17 protein-coding genes and 1 pseudogene are annotated in these 19,999 nt (G+C 68.7%); all 18 read right to left on the reverse strand.

The features are described 5' to 3' along the window. Nucleotides 1-49 precede the first annotated feature (49 nt). Entirely contained in the window at nt 50-433 is a 384-nt protein-coding gene (locus C1925_RS10215) for a hypothetical protein (RefSeq protein WP_108768774.1), read from the reverse strand. 137 nt (nt 434-570) lie between these two features. After that, nucleotides 571-1,062 carry a chemotaxis protein CheW gene (locus tag C1925_RS10220; RefSeq protein ID WP_108768775.1) on the reverse strand — a complete coding sequence of 164 codons (492 nt, stop codon included), beginning with the start codon at nt 1,060-1,062 and terminating at the stop codon, nt 571-573. Between the two features lie 174 nt (nt 1,063-1,236). Then, nucleotides 1,237-2,010, reverse strand: coding sequence for a flagellar brake protein (locus C1925_RS10225; RefSeq protein WP_108768776.1), 774 nt, complete (start codon nt 2,008-2,010; stop codon nt 1,237-1,239). 163 nt (nt 2,011-2,173) lie between these two features. After that, nucleotides 2,174-4,414, reverse strand: a complete 2,241-nt coding sequence (locus tag C1925_RS10230) for a methyl-accepting chemotaxis protein (RefSeq protein WP_108768777.1) — start codon at nt 4,412-4,414, stop codon at nt 2,174-2,176. Between the two features lie 379 nt (nt 4,415-4,793). Next, nucleotides 4,794-6,794 carry a chemotaxis protein CheA gene (locus C1925_RS10235; protein WP_108768778.1) on the reverse strand — a complete coding sequence of 667 codons (2,001 nt, stop codon included), beginning with the start codon at nt 6,792-6,794 and terminating at the stop codon, nt 4,794-4,796. Nucleotides 6,795-6,847: 53 nt separating this feature from the next. Then, a complete protein-coding gene (locus C1925_RS10240) occupies nt 6,848-7,213 on the reverse strand; it encodes a response regulator (RefSeq protein ID WP_070207889.1) in 366 nt (121 codons plus the stop codon). Further along, nucleotides 7,210-7,518 carry an STAS domain-containing protein gene (locus C1925_RS10245; RefSeq protein WP_079221799.1) on the reverse strand — a complete coding sequence of 103 codons (309 nt, stop codon included), beginning with the start codon at nt 7,516-7,518 and terminating at the stop codon, nt 7,210-7,212. Before C1925_RS10245 ends, C1925_RS10240 begins: the two co-directional genes overlap by 4 nt. Before the next feature lie 126 nt (nt 7,519-7,644). Next, nucleotides 7,645-8,895 carry a chemotaxis protein CheW gene (locus tag C1925_RS10250; protein ID WP_108768779.1) on the reverse strand — a complete coding sequence of 417 codons (1,251 nt, stop codon included), beginning with the start codon at nt 8,893-8,895 and terminating at the stop codon, nt 7,645-7,647. Next, complete coding sequence (locus tag C1925_RS10255; protein ID WP_108768780.1) at nt 8,892-9,674, reverse strand: ParA family protein; 783 nt, start codon at nt 9,672-9,674, stop codon at nt 8,892-8,894. The genes C1925_RS10250 and C1925_RS10255 overlap by 4 nt, the downstream gene beginning before the upstream one ends. Before the next feature lie 148 nt (nt 9,675-9,822). Beyond that, a pseudogene (motD, locus tag C1925_RS10260) lies at nt 9,823-10,701 on the reverse strand (flagellar motor protein MotD); the annotation flags it as partial. A 1-nt stretch (nt 10,702) separates the two neighbouring features. Beyond that, entirely contained in the window at nt 10,703-11,443 is a 741-nt protein-coding gene (locus tag C1925_RS10265) for a flagellar motor protein (RefSeq protein ID WP_108768782.1), read from the reverse strand. Nucleotides 11,444-11,590: 147 nt separating this feature from the next. Then, on the reverse strand, nt 11,591-13,426 hold the full coding sequence (locus C1925_RS10270) for a chemotaxis protein CheA (RefSeq protein WP_108768783.1): 1,836 nt from the start codon (nt 13,424-13,426) through the stop codon (nt 11,591-11,593). A 2-nt stretch (nt 13,427-13,428) separates the two neighbouring features. Further along, nucleotides 13,429-14,034 (reverse strand): protein phosphatase CheZ, encoded by a 606-nt coding sequence (locus C1925_RS10275; protein WP_108768784.1) that lies wholly within the window; start codon nt 14,032-14,034, stop codon nt 13,429-13,431. Next, a complete protein-coding gene (cheY, locus tag C1925_RS10280) occupies nt 14,034-14,426 on the reverse strand; it encodes a chemotaxis response regulator CheY (protein WP_006365466.1) in 393 nt (130 codons plus the stop codon). The genes C1925_RS10275 and cheY overlap by 1 nt, the downstream gene beginning before the upstream one ends. Nucleotides 14,427-14,483: 57 nt before the next feature. Then, nucleotides 14,484-15,227 carry an RNA polymerase sigma factor FliA gene (locus C1925_RS10285; RefSeq protein WP_108768785.1) on the reverse strand — a complete coding sequence of 248 codons (744 nt, stop codon included), beginning with the start codon at nt 15,225-15,227 and terminating at the stop codon, nt 14,484-14,486. Further along, the gene (locus C1925_RS10290; protein WP_108768786.1) at nt 15,224-16,111 is read right to left on the reverse strand and encodes a MinD/ParA family protein; all 888 of its coding nucleotides are present in this window, start codon (nt 16,109-16,111) and stop codon (nt 15,224-15,226) included. The genes C1925_RS10285 and C1925_RS10290 overlap by 4 nt, the downstream gene beginning before the upstream one ends. Beyond that, entirely contained in the window at nt 16,098-17,780 is a 1,683-nt protein-coding gene (gene flhF / locus C1925_RS10295) for a flagellar biosynthesis protein FlhF (protein WP_108768787.1), read from the reverse strand. Before flhF ends, C1925_RS10290 begins: the two co-directional genes overlap by 14 nt. Before the next feature lie 145 nt (nt 17,781-17,925). After that, nucleotides 17,926-19,983, reverse strand: a complete 2,058-nt coding sequence (gene flhA / locus C1925_RS10300) for a flagellar biosynthesis protein FlhA (protein ID WP_174213541.1) — start codon at nt 19,981-19,983, stop codon at nt 17,926-17,928. Nucleotides 19,984-19,999 lie beyond the last annotated feature (16 nt).

Genomic DNA, 19,999 nt, shown 5'->3' on the forward strand with positions numbered 1-19,999 from the left:
TTGCAGCAGACCACGCCGGCGAGGGGCCGGCGTGGTGATGGACAGCGGATTACTTGATGTTGGCCAGCTTCAGGCTTGCCGGCGAGCTGACTTCGATTTCAGCGCGCGAGGCATCGCGCTGGATCTTGCCCAGCACGCAGACGGTCTTGCCTTCCAGGCTTTCCAGCGGGAAGTTGAACTTGCCGCGGTTCTCGCCGGCGATGCGGGCCGAGAAGGTGTGGCGCGGGAAGGCGCCGCCCATGTACAGGAAGGTCGGCTGGCCTTCGGAACCTTCCGCGAAGCGTGCCTTCTCGACCTTGCCGCAGACCATGCCGTCCTTGCCGACCGAGCGCGGGGCCATTTCCGGCGGGATCATGTCGGCCGACTGTGCGAAAGCGGAAGAAGCAGTGGTGGCCAGGACGGCAGCCGAAACGAACGCAAGCAGGGACTTCATCGGGGTGATTCTCCGGGGATTGTGATGGTCGATCCGGTTCTGCGCGCTCCTGCGCGACCGGGTTCCTGTCCCCCTATCGGCACTGCCGCGGGGAACTGAAGGGCTCGGTTACAGAAACGTGAGGGAAGTCCGCCTGCTCAGGCCGCGGCGTCTTCGACCAGGCTGGCCTGGCCCATGTCGGCGCTGTCCAGCAGGGTTTCGATGTCCAGCAGGATCAGCATGCGGTCGTCCTGCGTGCCGATGCCGGAAATGAAGCGGGTATCGACGGCGGCGCCGAATTCCGGGGTGGGGCGGATCTGATCGCCCGACAGCGGGATCACGTCGGAAACGCTGTCGACGACGATGCCGACCACGCGGTCATCCACGTTCAGCACGATCATCACGGTGAAGGCGTCGTAGGTCGCGTTTTCCAGGCGCAGCTTCAGGCGCAGGTCGATGACCGGAACGATGGTGCCGCGCAGGTTGATGACGCCCTTGATGTAGTCCGGTGCGTCCGGCACGCGGGTGACCGCGTCGTAGCCACGGATTTCCTGCACCTTGAGGATGTCCACGCCGTAGTGCTCGGCGCCGAGGGTGAAGCTGAGGAATTCGCCACCGGCGCTGGCGGTGGAGCTGGTCTTGTCGTTCATCGAGGGTCCTGGTCTGCCGGAATTCCGGTGTCAGGCTCGATATCGGCCCCGTGGGTGGGGACTTTAGGTGGGCAGGTGCGTCATCCACGCATGGCGTGCACGGCTTGGTAGCGCCGGCGGCTGGCCGGCAATGGCGGCCCGTTGCCGGCCAGCGGCCGGCACTACCGGACGGCCTTACATCTCGCCGTTCTGGCGCGCCTTGCGCTGGCGGTCGATGCGGAAGATGTAGCGTTGGATGGCGCTGTCGCCACCGCGCGGCAGGTCGTCGAAGCGCATGCCGATGCGCTTGACCTCGATGCCGTTGGGCTGCCGCTGCGGCAGCATGTTGCAGACCACCAGGGGAATCTGCAGATCCGGCCCATCGGGCATCGACAGCACGGCGTTGTAGCGCTTCTGCAGACTGAACACCGCGCAGTCGCTGGGCACGGTGACGGCCAGGCCGCCGCCGCTGATGTCGACCACGCGCATCGACAGCGCTTCGCTGCCGACTTCACCGGCGGGCAGGGTCAGCTGCGGCGAGTCGGTGATGGGGGTCTCCAGGCGGTACAGCTCGCGCCGCTGCAGGTGCACCAGTTCTTCCGGCAGGGGCGCGCGGAAGGCGACGTGGCCTTCGTTGTCCACCCGCTGCAGGTCCTGCAGGCGGAAGCGCACCAGTACCCGTTCCAGCTGGGCGAAGCAGAGCAGGTGATCGGCCTCTTCGGCGGCGCGGTTGGAGGCTTCCTGCGGGCTGCCATCGAGCAGCAGGAAATCGTCGTCCTCGTCCAGGTCGAGCAGGGCGGTCGGGAAGGAACGATCACGACCGTCGATGTGGGCGTTGATCAGCGAACGCTGGTCGATCAGCGAACGCAGCAGCTGGCGCAGCTGGCGGGGATTGCGCACCAGGAAGCGTTCGTCGGCGGCGTCGGCCGCGTGGGCATCGTGCTGGTCGTTGTCGTGGCCGTCGGACATGGAATCTTGGTTCTGGGGCGGGGGCCGACACGCGCTGGCGCGTGGCTTGAAAGAGGTATCGGCCGGGGTCGGCAATTATGAAGTGTGAAATGCATCACTTTCCATAGACGGTGCCGCCGCCTTGATGCGGGTCCGGTCATGCCGCGACCGGACCCGCTGTGGCTCAGAACTCCTGCCAGTCGCCGTCACCGGCCAGCGCAGGCTGCGCCACCGGCTTGCGGGCCCGCGACGGGGCCGGTGTGGCAACCGAAGTGGGCTTGCGCGCCACCGGGGCTGCGGCAATGGCGCGCGGTGCGGGCGCGCTCAGGCCGGGAGTGGCGAGGCGGAAGCGGGCCACGGCTTCACCCAGCTGCGCGGCCTGGTCTTCCATCGCGCGTGCAGCGGCGGTTGCTTCTTCCACCAGCGCGGCATTCTGCTGGGTGGTTTCGTCCATCTGCACCACGGTCTGGTTGACCTGCTCGATGCCGGCCGACTGCTCCTGCGAGGCAGCGGAGATCTCGGCCATGATGTCGGTGACGCGCTGCACCGAGGCGACGATCTCGCCCATCGTGCTGCCGGCCTGGTGGACCAGGCTGGAGCCTTCGGCAACCTTGCCGACCGAATCATCGATCAGGCCCTTGATCTCCTTGGCGGCGGCGGCCGAGCGCTGGGCGAGGGTACGCACTTCGCTGGCGACCACGGCGAAGCCGCGACCCTGTTCACCGGCACGCGCCGCTTCCACCGCGGCATTCAGCGCCAGGATGTTGGTCTGGAAGGCGATGCCGTCGATGACCGAGATGATCTCGGCGATCTTCTTCGACGAGGCCTCGATAGCCGACATGGTGACGACCACCTGGCCGACCACTTCGCCGCCCTGCGAGGCGACGCCGTGTGCACCGATGGCCAGCTGGTTGGCCTGGCGCGCGTGCTCGGCGTTCTGCTTCACGGTGGAGGTGAGTTCCTCCATCGATGCCGCGGTCTCTTCCAGGTTGGCGGCCTGCTGTTCGGTACGGCGCGACAGGTCGCTGTTGCCCGAGGCGATCTCGCCGGCGGCCAGGGTGATGCTGCCGGCGCTGGCCTGGATCTGGCCAACGATCTGGGTCAGCTGGGCGACGGTGGTGTTGGCGTCGTCACGCATGCGGGCGAACACGCCATGGAACTGGCCGTCCATGCGTGCGGTCAGGTCGCCTTCGGCGATGGCCTGCAGCAGCTGCGAGAGCTGGCCGAGGTTGCCGTCGGCCACCTGCATCATCGAGTTCAGCTGCTCGATCATCACCTTGAAGTCATGGTCGAAGCGATCGGCATCGCCGCGCTGGCTGAAGTCACCGGCGGCCGCCGCGTTGGCCAGCTGCTGGATCTGGGTGTTGATGGCCAGCAGGCTGGCTTTCGCCGCATCCATGGCTTCGTGCAGGAACGCGCGGGTGCCAGGCAGGCGCTGCGCATCCTGGGTCAGGTTGCCGGCGGCGTACTGGTTCAGCACGTCGAAGGCGGCGCGGATCGAATCGAGGTGCTCGAAGATGACGGTGTTGATGCCGCCGGCCAGCTGGCCGTACACGCCGGGGAAATCCTCTGGGATGCGATGGCTGATGTCCGGGCCGGCATGCATCTCCGCCATCAGCTGCGTCTGCTCGGAGAAGCGGCGCAGCATGGCGGTCATGTCGCTGGTGGCGGTCAGCATGCGGCCGGCTTCGTCCTTGCTGGTGGCCTGGGTGGTGACGCTGAGGTCGCCGCGGGCGACGGCCTGGATGGCGGTCAGTGCCTTGCCGAGCGGAACGGTGACGGCGCGCGAGATGACCACGGCCAGTGCAGCGGCGACCAGCGACAGCAGCACGATGGTGCCGACGATGGCGATCATGCTGTTGCGGTGGGTGGCGTTGGCGGCGTCGATCTTGGCCTGCATCTGCGTGCCGAGGAAGGCGCTCAGCGCTTTGAGGTCATCGAATGCCTTGCGGCGCGCGGTGCGCGACTGCTCGTCGGAAATCTGCTGGGCCAGTGCGCCATCGCCGGCATCGACCGCTGCACGCAACTTCGCATTCGCTGCGAAGTAGGCATCGACGTTGGCCTTGACCGGCGCGAACAGTGCGCGTTCCTTGTCGCCTGCCGGGATGACGGCATACGCGTCGAGCTGCTCACGGACCGTTCTGGCGGTGTCATCCATGCGCTTGTTGTATTCGGCCACCTTGTCCGGCTGGTCCAGCATGGTCAGCAGGGCCATTTCATACGTGCGGAACTCGCCCAGCAGCGAGCGTGCCTCGCCCAGATGCTGCACCGACGGGATGTCATTGGAGGCCATCGAGCCCAGCTGGGCGTTGGCCTCGCTGAGGCGGACCAGGGCGAACAGGCCCAGGACCAGGGTCATCAGCGTCGTCAGGGTGAACCCCACGGCCAGCTTGCGGGCGATGGGCAGATCATGGAACCACTTCATGCAGGGTGCTCCGGGTGGGCAGGTGGCCGGCGCACGGGCGCGGGCCGGGGGTGCAGAGGGAAACGGTGGCGCCGGTGGGGTTCGGTGATTGCCGTCAAAGCCAGATAGCGGCGTGCTCCGCGCGGACTTTATGGACGGATGTCACATTCGTGTGCGTAGGGTGCATTGGCACGAAAGCCTTGTGGGGCGGGCGCGTTCGCTTGCTTGCATGGTTGCAGTGGAAACTGCCTTCATGACGGAGATCACAGTGCGTGATGCTCGTGTGGGGTCAGAGCCCTTTGCTGCGCAAAGGGATCTGACCCCTGCTGGACTCGGCTGCGCGCAAACAAAAACCGCCGCCCCTGCGGGCGGCGGTTCGGGTACAGCGCGGTGCAGTGGCTCAGGCGGCCTGCGGCACGCGCAGCGAACGCACCAGGCCACCGATGTCGACGATCAGGGCGACACGGCCGTCGCCAAGGATGGTGGCACCGGACACCCCGCCGATGCGGCGGTAGTTGTTCTCGATGTTCTTCACCACCACCTGCTGCTGGCCGACCAGTTCGTCCACTTCCAGGGCGATCTTCTGCCCATCGCCCTCGACCACCACCACCAGCGATTCGCTGTTGGCGCTGCGGGCGCCATAGCCGTAGTACTCGCTCAGCGACAGGATCGGCAGGTACTCGCCACGCACGCGCAGCACGCGGCCTTCGCCGGCCATGCTGCGGATGTCGTCGGGCTGCGGCTGCAGGGCTTCCAGCACATACGCCAGCGGCAGGATCAGGGTTTCACCGGCCACCGCCACGGTCATGCCGTCGAGGATGGCGAGGGTCAGCGGCAGGCGGATCAGCGTGCGCGTACCGCTGCCCAGGCTGCTTTCGATCTGCACTTCGCCACCCAGTGCCTGGATGTTGCGGCGGACCACGTCCATGCCCACGCCACGCCCGGACAGATCGGTCACTGCATCGGCGGTGGAGAAGCCGGGCTGGAAGATCAGGTCCCAGACCTGCGAATCGGTCGGGTTGTCCGGTACGGCCAGGCCGCGTTCGTGTGCCTTGGCCAGGATCTTGTCGCGGTTCAGGCCGCGGCCGTCGTCGCTGACTTCGATGACGATGTGGCCGCCCTGATGCGAAGCGGCCAGGGTGATCGTACCGGTCTCGTCCTTGCCTGCGTCACGACGCACGTCCGGCATTTCCAGGCCATGGTCGATCGAGTTGCGGACCAGGTGGACCAGCGGGTCGGCGATCTTCTCGATGAGGCCCTTGTCCAGTTCGGTGCCTTCGCCCACGGTGCGCAGGCGCACCTGCTTGCCGAGGCGGGTCGAGAGGTCGCGGACCAGGCGCGGGAAGCGGCGGAACACCGCATCGACCGGCAGCATGCGCACGCCGATCACCGCTTCCTGCAGGTCGCGGGTGTTACGTTCAAGCTGGTCCAGGCCGGCGAACAGGCTTTCGGCATGCACCGGGTCCAGTGCGTGCGAGACCTGCTTGAGCATGGCCTGGGTGATGACCAGTTCGCCGACCAGGTTGATCAGTGCGTCGACCTTGTCCACGCTGACGCGGATCGAGGTTTCGGCTTCCTGTGCGCCACCACCACTGGCGGCCGGCGCGGCGGGGGCGGCTGCAGCCACCGGTGCAACGGGGGTGGAAGGGGCAACAACGGGTGCAGCGGGGGCCTGGGTGGCCAGGCTCGGCGGCGCGGCCGGACGGATGTCCAGTTCGCAGTCGTCCAGCACCCAGGCAAAGGTGTCTTCGATCTTGCTGCGCGGCACCTTGCCGACCAGGCCCAGGTCCCACGCCAGGTGGGCCTCGAGCGGGTCGAGCTGGGCGAAGCCGGGCAGGCGCTCCATGCGCGCGGCGACCTGCAGCGAACCCAGGTGTTCCAGTTCGCGGATGATGCGCAGCGGGTCGTTGCCGCTCATGAACAGCGACGGCGCCGGGGTGAAGCCGATCTGCCAGGCTTCGGGCGTATCGTCGACCTTGGCTTCGGCAGCGGCCGGAGCGCTGGCGGCGACCTGGCCGGACAGCACCGCTTCCAGGCGCGCCTTCACTGCGGCGACGGCGGCCGGGTCAGCGGCCTGGCCGTGCTCGGCTTCGCGCAGCAGGGCGCGCAGCACGTCCACCGAGGACAGCATTGCGTCCACTGCGGCCGGTTCCAGCGCACGCTTGCCGGCACGCAGCTCATCCAGCAGCGTTTCCAGCACGTGGGTCAGGCCGGCGATCGCATCGAAGCCGAAGGTGCCGGCACCACCCTTGATGGAGTGGGCGGCGCGGAACACCGAATTGATGATCTCCGCGTCCTGTTGCCCCGATTCCAGGGCCAGCAGGCCGGCCTCCATCGCGTCGAGGCCTTCGCGGCTCTCCTCGAAGAAGGTGGCGTGGAAGCGTTGCAGGTCCATGCTCATGGCAGAGGCAATCCGGAAACGTGGGGTAGGGGCGGTTCAGGGGTGCCGGGCGATCAGCCCAGCACCTTCTGCACGGTGGCGACCAGCTGTTCGGGGTTGAACGGCTTGACCAGCCAGCCGGTGGCACCGGCGGCCTTGCCTTCGGACTTCTTGTCCGCAGCCGACTCGGTGGTCAGCATCAGCATCGGGGTGAACTTGTAGTCCGGCAGCTGGCGCAGCTCGCGGATCAGGCTGATGCCATCCATGTTCGGCATGTTGACGTCGGTGACCACCGCGTTGAAACGCTGGCCCTTGGCGCGACCGAGCGCGACCGCGCCGTCTTCGGCTTCTTCGACGGCAAAACCGGCCGAGGTGAGGGCGAAGGAAACCATCTGGCGCATCGACGCCGAATCGTCCACCACCAAGATACGTGCGCTCATGCAGCGTTCTCCACAGATTTCAGGTTGTCATGGGGTACGTCCAGGCCCAGGGCCTGGGTGACGCCCAACAGGCGGGCGGCGTCACGGAAGGTTGCAGTGCAACCGTGGAAGCCGGTGCCCAGGCCCGCCTCGCGGCGCGCCTGCACGAACGCACACAGCACCTGCACGCTGGCCGTGTGGATGCGACCGACCTGGCTTGCGTCCAGGGTCAGTTCGCCTGCTTCCGCCACAAGGGGCGAAAGGCGGTTCTTGAGCTCGGTGCTGTTCTCGATGCCGAGATCGTCACCCAGTTCGACAGTGCTCATCGTTGCTCCGGACAAACGGTTCCGAGATCCATAACGGCACCCGGCAGGGGTTCTTTAGGGTTGAATCGATTGGCCGCATATCCACGCGGGCGCGTCCAGTAGGTCCACGCCATGCGTGGATGGGACTCAGGCCAACAACCGGGTCGCATCGAGCAGGATCATCGGCCGCTGGCTGATGCGGGCCACGCCACGGAACAGCTCGTTGGAGATCTGGCAGATGCGGGCGGTATCGGGCGGCTCGATCTGCGAATCGGTGAGGCTGGCCACGTCCTCGACCGCCGACACGCGCAGGCCGAGGGTTTCACCGTTCTCTTCCAGCACCACGATGCGGGTCTGCGCATCGTCTTCGGCGGTGGCCGCGCCCAGGTGGATGCCCAGGTCCATCACCGGCACCACCTGGCCACGCAGGTTCATGATGCCGAGCATGGCCGGGGCCGTGCCGCGCAGCGGCAGCAGCGGTACGGGCAGCACCACTTCCTGCACCTTCAGCAGTTCCAGTGCATAGGCCTGGGTGCCACAGCGCAGGCGCAGCCAGCGCGAGGTGCGTTCGGCGGCGCGGCGGTTGTGCGGGTTGGCGCCATGCGGCGGCTGGTGGGCCTGCGCCTGCAGTTCCTGCCAGCTGCCGGGGCGGATGCCGGGCGGCGCATCGAGGGCAACGCGCGGCGGCGGTGCGACGGCGGCGCGTGCGACCGGCGCAGGGGCCGGGCGCGGCGCTACCGGGATGGGCGCTGCGGGCGCGACCGGCGCAGGCGGCGGCACAGCCTCGCCTACGGCGGCGGCCTCGAAGGCGGCCTGCAGGGCAGGGCTGTCGGTGTGCGCCAGGCGATGGCTGTCGGCGCTGTCGGTTTCGTAGATTACTTCGTCCGGCAGGTCGTCCCAGGTCGGCTTGGGGGCGTCCGGCTCGGTGGTGGGTTCGGGTGCCGCTGCGCTCGCCGGAAGTGCCCCGGCGCTACCGGTGGTGTCGCCGGTCTCGTAGACCACTTCGGCGGGCAGGTCATCCCAGGTCGGTTCGCGTTCGGGCGCCGCAACGACGGCGGCGGTTTCGGGTGCCGCTGCGCTCGCCGGGCGTGGCCCGGCGCTACCGGGGGTGTCGCCGGTCTCGTAGATGACCTCGGCCGGCAGGTCGTCCCAGGTGGGTTCGCGTTCGGGCGCCGCGACCACGGCGGCTTCGAAGGCGGCTTCCAGCAGGGCGTCGTCCACGGCGGTTGCAACGGCCGTGTCGCCGGTTTCGTAGATGACTTCGGCTGGCAGGTCGTCCCAGGTCGGTTCGCGCTCGGGCGCAGGCGCGGCGGCGACCGGCGCCGGCGGCGCGGCGACGGCGATGGCCTCGCCCAGCAGCTCGTCCAGATAGTCGTCCAGCACGCCGGGGGTGTTCATGCTGCCTGCTCCAGGGCACGCGCGTCTTCGCCGAGGATCCAGTTCAGCGCACGGCGATAGGCCGCCAGGCCGCGGCCCGGGTAGTCCTCGCCCACGCTGGGCAGGGTCAGGCCGGCGGCATTGCTGATGCGGGTGTCGATCGGGATCGCGTCTTCCCACACACGGGTGCCGTGGCGGTCCTGCATGGTGCGCAGCGATTCGTTGCCGGCGCGGGTGCGGCGGTCGAACAGGGTCGGCAGGATCGAGATCGGCAGCGGACGGCGGCGCGAGCGCTCGACCATCTCGCCAGTGCGCACCATGCCGTCCAGTCCGTGCAGGGCCAGCGGCTCGGCCTGGGTCGGAATGATCAGGCGGTCGGCTGCGGCCAGCGCGTTGATCATCAGCAGGCCGAGGGTCGGCGCGCAGTCCAGCAGGATGTAGTCGTGCTGGCCCTGGTGGCGGGCCAGCGCGTTCTGCAGCGCGAGGCCAAGCCCGGGCTGGTTGGCGCTGCGCCGTTCCAGGGTGGCCAGCGAGGCCTGCGCGCAGACGTAGTCCAGGCCGCCGATGCTGCTGGGGTGGCTCAGCGTGGACAGCTCGGCCGGCGGCGCGCCGAACAGTTCCAGCACGCCGGCCGGCGCCGGCTCGAGCGGCACGCCGAAGGCGCGGGTGAGCGAGGCGTGCGGGTCCAGGTCGATCAACAGCACGCGGTGGCCCTGTGCGGCCAGGCCGCGACCGAGGGCGAGGGTGGTGGTGGTCTTGCCGACTCCACCCTTCTGGTTGGCGACTGCCCAGATGCGCATCGGGTTACTCCTTCATTGCCGGGGGAACGGCGGCGCCGACGCGGCTGCCAGCCGGCACCGGCGGCAACTGCACCGGTGCGATGGGGGAAACGGGGGCGCTGCGCGGTGCGGCAGCGGCTTCGGTGGTCGTGCCGGCGGCGGCATTGCCGCCACCTGCAGCGGCATTCAGGCGATCGCCCAGCGGATCGACGGCATGGCTGGTGTCGGCCAGGATGATGACCATCACCCGCCGGTTGCGGTTGCGGCCCTGTGCGCTGTCATTGGCGTCGCGCGGGCGGAACTGGCCGTAGCCGACCATGGCCAGCCGCGAGGGCTGCACGCCCTGGTCGGCGAACAGGTGCACCACGCTGGCGGCGCGACCGGCCGACAATTCCCAGTTGGACGGGAAGGTCGCGGTGGCGATCGGCACGTCGTCGGTGTGGCCTTCCACGCGCACGCTGTTGGGCACGTCCCGCAGCACCTCGGCCAGGCTGGCCAGGGTCTGTCGTGCGTGCACGTCCAGCGCGGCCGAGCCGGTCGGGAACAGGATGTCGCTGTTGATCTCGACTTCGATCCACAGCTCGGTGCGGCGCACGCTGATCATGCCGCGGTCGATCAGCGGCGACAGCGCGGCGGTCAGGCGGTCGGCGATGCTGTTGAGCTGGCGCTCGGCGCGCGCGATCTGTTCCTGGTTGTGCACCGAGACCGGCATGCGCATCTGCGAGGCCATCGCCGGCAGCAGGGTGGGATCGTGGGTGGGCGCGGGCGCCGACGGACCGATCTTCGTGCCCGACTTGATCACAGAGGGGCTGTCCCAGCCGCCGCCCTGCACCTGCTTGTTGCCCAACTGCACCGGGTTGATGGTGCGCGGCGCACCACCGAAGGCATCGGTCAGGGCATCGGCCATGATCCGGTACTTGCCCTCGTTGACCGAGGAAATGGCGTACATGACCACGAAGAAGGCGAGCAGCAACGTCATCAGGTCGGCATAGGGGATGGCCCATGCCTCGTGGTTGGCGTGCTCTTCGTGCTGCTTGCGGCGGGCCATGTCAGTGCAGGAAGCCGGTGAGGTTGGTTTCGATGTTGCGCGGGTTCTCGCCCTGGGCGATCGAGATCAGGCCTTCGATGACCATTTCGCGGTCGCGGGTGTTGTGCGCGATCACGCCCTTCAGCTTGGCGGCGATGGGCAGGAACAGCAGGTTCGCCGAGGCGATGCCATAGATGGTGGCGGTGAACGCGGCGGCGATGCCGTGGCCCAGCTTGCTGGGGTCGGCCAGGTTCTTCATCACCGCGATCAGGCCCAGCACGGCGCCGATGATGCCCAGGGTCGGTGCATAGATGCCCATGGCCTCGAAGACCTTGGCCGCGGCCTGGTCCTGGTGTTCCTGGCCGCTCAGTTCGATTTCCAGCATGTGCCGGATCGATTCGGGCTCCACGCCATCGACCAGCAGCTGCAGGCCCTTGCGCAGGAACGGGTCGCGCTGTGCTTCCACCTGCGATTCCAGGCCCAGCAGGCCCTGGCGGCGGGCGATGTTGCTCCACTCGACGATCTGCTTGATCAGTTCGTGGCGGTCACTGTGCGGCGGGCGCACGACCCAGCGCACGATCTTGAAGGCGTGCTTGAACACCGCCGGGGCGGTGTGCAGCAGGATCGACGCCACGGTGCCGACGATCACGATCACGAAGGCGGCAGGCGACCACAGCGAAGCCAGGCCGGCGCCTTTCAGGATGCTGCCGCCGACGAGCGAGGCCAGGGCGAGAAAGAGTCCAATGAGGCTGAGTCTATCCATGGGTCCGGTATCGGCTTGTGTGAATGGGACTTGAGACACCGGTAGATCGTGTACAGACGGTAGTCACAGTTTTCGGGTCGCCGGGCATGGCCCGGCGCTACCGCGCGGGGCCAGATCCGGTAGCGCCGGGCCATGCCCGGCGGGGTTTCAGCGCAGGCCGTCCACGTCCAGGATCAGGGCCATGCGACCATCGCCGATCAAGGTTGCACCGGCGTAACCGCGCAGGCCGCGCAGGGCCTTGGGTAGCGGCTTGATCACCACTTCCTCGCGGCCGCGGACCTGGTCCACGACCAGGCCGAAGCGGGCTTCGCCGGCCTGCAGCACCACGATGGTCAGCAGGGTGGAGGCGGCCGGCGTCACATCCAGCCACTGGCGCAGGTCGACCAGCGGCAGGGTGTGCGAGCGGCGGTCCAGCACCGCACGGCCATCGAACCAGCCCAGCGAGGTGCGCGGCGCGTGCAGCACTTCCATCACGCGGGCCAGCGGCAGGGCGTAGACATCCTCGCCGGCCTGCACCAGCAGGGTCGGCAGGATGGCCAGGGTGAGCGGCACGCGGATCAGGAAGCGGCTGCCACGGCCCAGTTCGGACTGGATCTGGATCTGCCCGCTCAGTTCGCGGATGCGCGACTGCACCACGTCCATGCCGACGCCGCGGCCGGAAATATCGGTGACCTGCTGCTTGGTCGAGAAGCCGGGAAGGAACACCAGGTGCAGGCATTCCTCGCTGCTCAGGCGGGCGGCGGCTTCCGGATCGATCAGGCCCTTCTCGCGTGCCTTGGCGCGCAGCTTTTCCGGATCGATGCCGGCACCGTCATCCTGCACTTCGATGCTGACGTAGTCGCCTTCCTGCTGCGCCGACAGGCGCACATGGCCCATCCGCGGCTTGCCCTGGGCTTCACGCAGGTCAGGCATTTCCACGCCGTGGTCGATGGCGTTGCGCACCAGGTGCACCAGCGGGTCGGCCAGCGCTTCGACCAGGTTGCGGTCCAGTTCGGTCTCGGCGCCGATCAGCTCCAGGTCCACTTCCTTCTGCAGCGAACGGGCGACGTCGCGGGCCACCTTCGGGAAGCGCGAGAACACCTTGCCGACCGGCTGCATGCGGGTGCGCATGACCGCCGACTGCAGGCGCGCGGTGGCGATGTCCAGCGTCGACACGGCGCGGTCCAGCTCTTCGTCGCGCAGGCGGGTGCGCAGGGTCTTGAGCCGGTTCCGTGACAGCACCAGTTCGCCGATCAGGTTGACGATGGCGTCCAGGCGCTTGGTATCCACGCGCACGGTGTGTTCGGCTTCGGCCACCGGCTTGTTCGCCGCCGGCTTGGCCGCCGCGCGCGGCGCAGGTGCCGGTGCCGGCGGGGCCGCGACCGGTACCGCAGCCACCGGCTTGGCGCCGGGCACGGCACCGCCATGCAGCTGGTCGAGCAGGGCTTCGAATTCGTCTTCGCTGATCAGGCCGTCGTCGGCCTTCTTCGGCGGTGCGACCGCGGTCGGGGCATTGCCGCCGTGCAGCTGGTCGAGCAGCGCCTCGAACTCGTCGTCGGTGATCAGGTCGCCGCCGGCAGCAGCCGGTGCGGCCGCCGTGGCGGCGCCCACGGCGGGGCTGGCGCCACCGTGCACGTCGAACTGGGCGATCAGCTCCGGCGGCGCATAGCCGGGCTCAGTGCCGGACGACACCGCGTCGAGCATCGACTGCAGGTAGTCCAGCGACTGCTGGGCGGCATCGAAGTGATGGGCCTGCAGCACGGCCTGGCCGGCACGCGCGGCGCCCAGCGCTTCTTCCGCCGCATGGCACAGCTCGACCATGGCGGTGATGCCGAGGAAGCCGGCGCCACCCTTCAGCGTGTGGTAACCACGGAAGACCGCGTTGAGCTGGTCGTTGTCCTGCGGTGCCTGTTCCAGCGACACCAGCTGTTCGCCCAGGCGATCCAGGATTTCCTGGGCCTCGATGATGAAATCGGCAGTGATGTCGTCGGCAACCGCGCTCATGCTTACAGCCCCAGGTCCGACAGCAGGTCGTCGGCGTCGTTCTGCGAGACCGCGTGGCGGTCCAGTCCCTTCAGTGCCGGCCCGGCAAGTTCCGGGTCGGTGCGATGCTGTTCCGGCGGCAGGCCGAGCGCGCCGAAGCCTTCGTGCACGCGGCGGACGATGCCGACCACGCGACGGATGATCTGCCCGGTCAGGTCCTGGTAGCTCTGGGTCAGGGCGATCTCGGTCAGGTTGTGGCGGATGCGCTCAAGCTGTTCGCCCTGGCCCGGCTGCAGGCCATCGGCACGCAGCTGTTCGGTCAGGGCGCGGCATTCCTCGGCCAGGTCCAGGGTGCGGTGGGTGGCCTGTTCGGTCATCGCCACCACGTGGTCCAGGCGTGCGCAGGCATCGTCCAGCTCGCCGGCCTCGTCCGGCACGGTCGGCAGTTCGCCCAGGGCCTGGCCCAGCTCGCGGGCCAGCCGCGAAAGGCCGCTCATCATCGGCTGGGTGCGCGCGGCCACCAGGCTGTCGATGCGCTGGCGCCAGGCGGTCTCGTCACCCGACTCCAGTGCATCCAGGGCCTCCTGCAGGCGCAGGGCGAGGGCGCTTCTGTCGACCTGGGCGTCCATCAGGCGCTCGCTGCCAGGCGTTCGAAGATCTTGCCGAGCTTCTCTTCCAGGGTCTGCGCGGTGAACGGCTTGATGATGTAGCCGTTGACGCCGCTCTGGGCCGCTTCGATGATCTGCTCGCGCTTGGCTTCGGCGGTCACCATCAGCACCGGCAAGGTCTTCAGCTTTGCATCGGCGCGGATCGCCTTGAGCAGCTCGATGCCGGTCATCACCGGCATGTTCCAGTCGGTGACCACGAAATCGAACGGCTGGCTCTGCAGCAACGACAGCGCGGCATGCCCGTCCTCGGCTTCGGCGGTGTTGGTGAAGCCCAGGTCGCCCAGCAGGTTCTTGACGATACGACGCATGGTCGAGAAGTCGTCAACGATCAGGATGCGCATGTTCTTGTTCAAAGCAGAGTTCCTTTGTTGTTCACTGCGGGCGGCCGGGGGCAGCCGCCTCGCGCATGTTCATTGCTCGAGGCCGGCGTCGGCCGCCTCGAAAACCTTCAACCGGCCGCGCAGGCGCAGCACGGCCTGGCCGTGGATCTGGCAGACCCGCGATTCGCTCACGCCGAGCACCGCGCCGATCTCCTTCAGGTTCAGCTCCTGCTCGTAGTAGAGCGAGAGCACCAGCTGCTCGCGTTCGGGCAGGTGGCCGATCGCCTTGCCCAGTTCGCGGCCGAATTCACCGCGTTCCAGTACCTGCTGCGGGGTCGGTCCGCCTTGGGCGACGGTGTCCAGCTCGCCCTGGTCCTCGATGCGCGATTCCAGGCTCAGCACCTGGCCACGCGAGGCGTCTTCCATCAGGCGCAGATATTCGGGCAGGGGCATGTCCATCGCCGCGGCCACCTCGGTGGCGCTGGCGGCGCGGCCGCTGCTCTGCTCCAGCCGGCGGATGGTGGCGGCGGCGTCGCGGGCACGGCGGTGCACCGAGCGCGGCACCCAGTCGCCACGGCGGATCTCGTCGATCATCGAGCCACGGATGCGGATCGAGGCATAGGTCTCGAACGAGGCTCCCTGGTCGGCGTCATAGCTGCGCGAGGCTTCGATCAGGCCCATCATGCCGGCCTGGATCAGGTCGTCCACCTCGACGCTGGCCGGCAGGCGCGCCGCCAGGTGGTGGGCGATGCGCCGCACCAGATCGGAATGCTGGGCGATGACATCGGTCGCGCTGGCGCGCTGGACTTCCTTGTACTGGGCTGCACCTTTCATACGGTCACCCCACGCTGCTTGAGGATGCGTTCGAGGAAGAACTCGACGCCGCCACGCGGTTCGGTCGGCGCCTGCCAGCGGGCGGTGCGGCGGGCGATCTCGGTGATCGCCAGCGCGGCCGGGCTGGACGGGTAGGCCTTGACCACCGGCTGCTGGCGCTGCACCGACAGGCGCAGCCAGTCATCCTGCGGCACGCAGCCCAGGTAGTTCAGCGAGACATCGGCGAGGAACTTTTCGCAGACGCGGGTCAGCTTTTCGTACAGCACGCGGCCCTCGTTGGGGTCGCGCACCATGTTGGCCACCACCTGGATGCGGTCCACGCCACGTTCGCGCGAGAGCACCTTGATCAGCGCGTAGGCGTCGGTGATCGAGGCGGGCTCATCGCAGACCACCACCACGGTGTCCTGCGCGGCTTGGCAGAAGGTCAGCACGCCATCGGTGATGCCGGCGGCGGTGTCCACCACCATGATGTCCAGCTCGCGTTCCAGCTCGGAGAACACGTTGACCAGGCCGACATGCTCGGCCGGGGCCAGTTCGGCCATGTGCCGGCGGCCCGAGGCGGCCGGGACCACCAGCACCCCGTTGGGGCCCTCGATGATCACGTCCTCCAGGCTGCAGCGGCCGGCCACCAGGTCGGCCAGGGTGAACTTCGGGTTCAGGCCGAGGATGACGTCGATGTTGGCCAGGCCCAGGTCGGCGTCCAGCAGCAGGGTGCGTTTGCCCATGCCCGCCAGCGCCACGGCCAGGTTGGCCGACACGTTGGTCTTGCCCACGCCGCCCTTCCCGCCGGTCACCGCGATGGTGCGGACAGGGCCAAGCGGCTCGCTGCGGGTGGCCGACAGCGGGAAGGTATTGGTCAGCTTGGCGTACTCACGCGACGGCATGGTTCAACTCCGGGTTGCAGGGCATATCGGCCGCTCGGCGCAAATCTTCAAGGCGAAGTACGAGATTGGCTGCACTGGCCCGGTGCAGGTCCTCCGGGACGTCCTGGCCATCGGTCACCCAGGTGATCGGCAGGGCGTGGTCGACGGCCACCGACAGGGCGTTGCCGAAGCGGCCGGTCTCGTCCAGCTTGCTCAGCACCAGGCCCTGCAGGTTCGCCGCGCCGAAGCGGCGGACGACCTCGTCCATGTCGCCGAAGCTGGTGTTGGCCGGCAGCACCAGCAGGGTGCGCACCTGGCGTGCGGCGCGCAGCCACTGCAGCTGGGCGGCCAGGGCACGATCGCGCGGGCCGAGGCCGGCGGTGTCGATCAGCACCAGCTTGTAGTCCTGCAGGCGCTCCAGCAGCTGGTCGAGGTCGGTGCCGCTGTTGGCCTCGTGGACGGCGATGCCGAGCTGGCGGCCGTAGCCGTACAGCTGCTCGCGGGCGCCGACGCGCATCGTGTCGGTGGTCACCAGGGCGACGTCACGCGGGGCATGCTTTTCAGCGAAGCGCGAGGCCAACTTGGCGATGGTGGTGGTCTTGCCGGCACCGGTCGGGCCGACCAGGGCGATCACGCCGCCTTCTTCCAGCGGGTCGACCGGGGCGATCGGCAGCTTGCGCGAGATCAGCCCCAGCATCAGGCCACGGCCGCGGTGGGCCTCGGTCTCCAGCGGGATCTGCATGGCCACGTCGCGCGACAGGCCGGCATCGAAGCCGTACTCGTCCATCAGGTCCAGGGCGGTGGCACGCACCGCGCTGCCGCGCAGGCGCTCATCGGTGAATCGGTTCATCTCGCGCTCGATGACCTGGCGCATGCCCGCCACTTCGTGGCGCAGCTGGCGGATCTCGCCGTCATCGGCGGCGACCATGGTCAGCGCCGGGGCCGGAGCCAGCTGCGGCGCGGGTGCCGGGGTCGGCAGGGCGTCGGCCAGCGGTGCCATATCGTTGGCGGGCATTTCGGCGGCCGGCGCTTCGATGGCGGCGACCACGGCGGTGGCCGATGCGACTGCGGCTTCGACCGGGAGGGCGGCGACGGCCGGGGCCGGCAGCGGCAGCGGCGGCGGCAGGACTGCGGCGTCGTCTTCCAGCGGCGGGTCGATCAGGAAGCGGGCGCGGTTGATCGGCGCGGCGGCGACCACGGCGGCGCTGGCCGGCGGTGCCACGATGGCGTCGGCGTACGGGGCGAAGATCTGCTCCGGCAGTGCCGATTCGTTGACGCTGGCGCGGGCCAGGGTGGCGGCGAAGCCGGTGCTGCCGCGGGTCGGCACGATCTCGTCGGCGCTGTCCAGGGTGCGGCCGGTGGCGCCGACGGCGGCGCGGGCGAGGGCGGCGACGGCCGAGGTGGTGGCGGCCACCGGCTCGGCGGCCGGGGTCGCGGTGCGGCGGCGGGTCACCGCGGCGATCACTGCATCGGCGGCGGTGCGCGGCTTCGGCGGCGGCGGGGCGATCTCGCGGCGCGAGGCTTCCAGTGCTCGCTGCACGGCGCTCTCGTCGTAATGGGCGGCGGCGACGATCTCCACGCCTTCCTCGATCCGGCGGTTGGACAGGATCACGGCGTCGGGGCCATGTTCCTTGCGCACCAGGTTCATGGCCGAGCGCATGTCGGCGGCGACGAATCGTTTGATTTTCATGCTGTGGTCACGGGACGAAGTCGGCGGAGTGGCGGTCGAGGAACGCGGGTGGTCGGTGGTCTGCACGGTTCGGGTTCCCCTTGGAATCTGTCGTGTATTGCGGTTTGAAAGTGGTGTCTGTTTTCTGGCGCGTGGAAGGCGGGCGTCAGCTGATCGTTCCGACCAGTTTCAGGCGCTTGTCTTCCGGCACCTCGCTGTAGGCCAGGACCGACAGCGACGGAACGCTGTGGCGGACCAGGCGGGCCAGCGCGGCACGCACCGGGCCCGGTACCAGCACGACCGCCGGCTCGTTTCGCGCTTCCTGCTTGCTGACACATTCGGCCAGGCTCTGGTGCAGTCGCTCTGCGAGTCCGGGTTCCAGCGCGGCGCCGTTGCCCTGCGTGGACTCCTGCAAGACACGTTCCAATTGCGGGTTGAGGGTGAACACCGGCAGCTCCGCCGACATTCCGGCGATCTCCTGCACGATGAAGCGGCCCAGCGCGGTGCGCACGGCAGCGGTCAGCGTGGCCGGGTCCTGGCTCATGGGGGCGTGCTCGACCAGCGCTTCGGCGATCTTGCGCAGCTGGCGGATCGGAATGCGCTCGACCAGCAGGTTCTGCAGCACGCGCACCACTGCCGACAGCGGCAGCGCCTTCGGCGTCAGATCTTCGACGAGCTTGGGCGCGCTCTTGCCCAGGTTGGCCAGCAGGTGCTGCACTTCTTCGTGGCCCAGCAGTTCCGGCGCGTGCTCGCGGATCAGGTGCGAAAGATGGGTGGCGACCACGGTGGCCGGGTCGACCACGGTGTAGCCCATGGTCTCGGCCTGGGCACGCTGGTGCGGCTGGATCCAGGTGGCATCCAGGCCGAACGCGGGGTCCTTGCCGGCGATGCCTTCCAGCGGGCCCAGCGCGCTGCCCGGGTCCAGCGCCAGTTCGCGGTCGGGGTGGATGTCGGCGGTGGCCACCGGCACGCCATGCACCAGCACGCGGTAGCCGTTGGCCGGCAGTTCCAGGTTGTCGCGGATGTGCACGGACGGGATCAGGAAGCCCACGTCCTGGGTCAGCTTGCGGCGCACGCCCTTGATGCGCGCCATCAGCTCGCCGCCCTGGTTGGCATCCACCAGCGGGATCAGCCGGTAGCCCACTTCCAGGCCCAGCGGATCGACCGGGCGCAGTTCGTCCCAGCTCAGTTCGGCGGTGGGGGCGGCGGCCGGGCGGCCGAGGGCATTCAACGGGCCGGCTTCAGCGGCGGCCGCGGCCGGATCGACAGCCGGCGCCTGGCTCTTGCGGTACAGCTTCCAGGCGATGAAGCCGAGGATCGCGGCCAGCGTCAGGAAAGCGACGTTGGGCATGCCCGGCACCAGGCCGACCAGGCCGATGATGCCGGCGGTGATGGCCAGGGCGCGGTACTGGCCGAACACCTGGCCGGTCATGGCCTGGGCCATGTCCTGCGAGCGCGAGGCGCGGGTGACCAGCATCGCCACGGCGCTGGAGATCAGCAGCGCCGGCAGCTGCGCCACCAGGCCGTCACCGATGGACAGCAGGGTGTAGGTGGCGGCGGCATCGCCGAACGGCATGCCATGCTGCAGCACGCCCACGGCCAGGCCGCCGAGCATGTTGATGAACAGGATCAGGATGCCGGCGATGGCGTCGCCGCGGATGAACTTGCTGGCACCGTCCATCGCACCGTAGAAGTCGGCTTCCTCGCGGACTTCTTCACGACGGGCCTTGGCTTCTTCACGCGTCAGCAAACCGGCGTTCAGATCGGCGTCGATGGCCATCTGCTTGCCGGGCATGGCGTCGAGGATGAAACGCGCGGTCACTTCCGAGACGCGCCCGGCGCCCTTGGTGATGACCACGAAGTTGATGATGGTCAGGATCGCGAAGACCACGATGCCGACGGCGTAGTTGCCGCCAATGACGAATTCACCGAAGGCGGCGATGACCTTGCCGGCCGCCTCGTGGCCGTTCTGGCCGTGCAGCAGGATGACGCGGGTGGAGGCCACGTTCAGCGCCAGCCGCAGCATGGTGGTGACCAGCAGCACGATCGGGAAGATCGTGAAATCCAGCGGGCGCTTCACGTAGACGACCGCCAGCAGCACCATCAGCGAGATGGCGATGTTGAAGGTGAACAGTGCATCGAGCACCGGCGCGGCCAGCGGCACCACGACCATGGCCAGCAGGGCCAGCACGATCAGGGGTGCGCCAAGACCCTGGCGGATCATCTCGAGGGCGCGGCGG

Origin of the sequence: Stenotrophomonas sp. SAU14A_NAIMI4_5 (assembly GCF_003086795.1) — a bacterium.
Lineage (GTDB): Bacteria > Pseudomonadota > Gammaproteobacteria > Xanthomonadales > Xanthomonadaceae > Stenotrophomonas.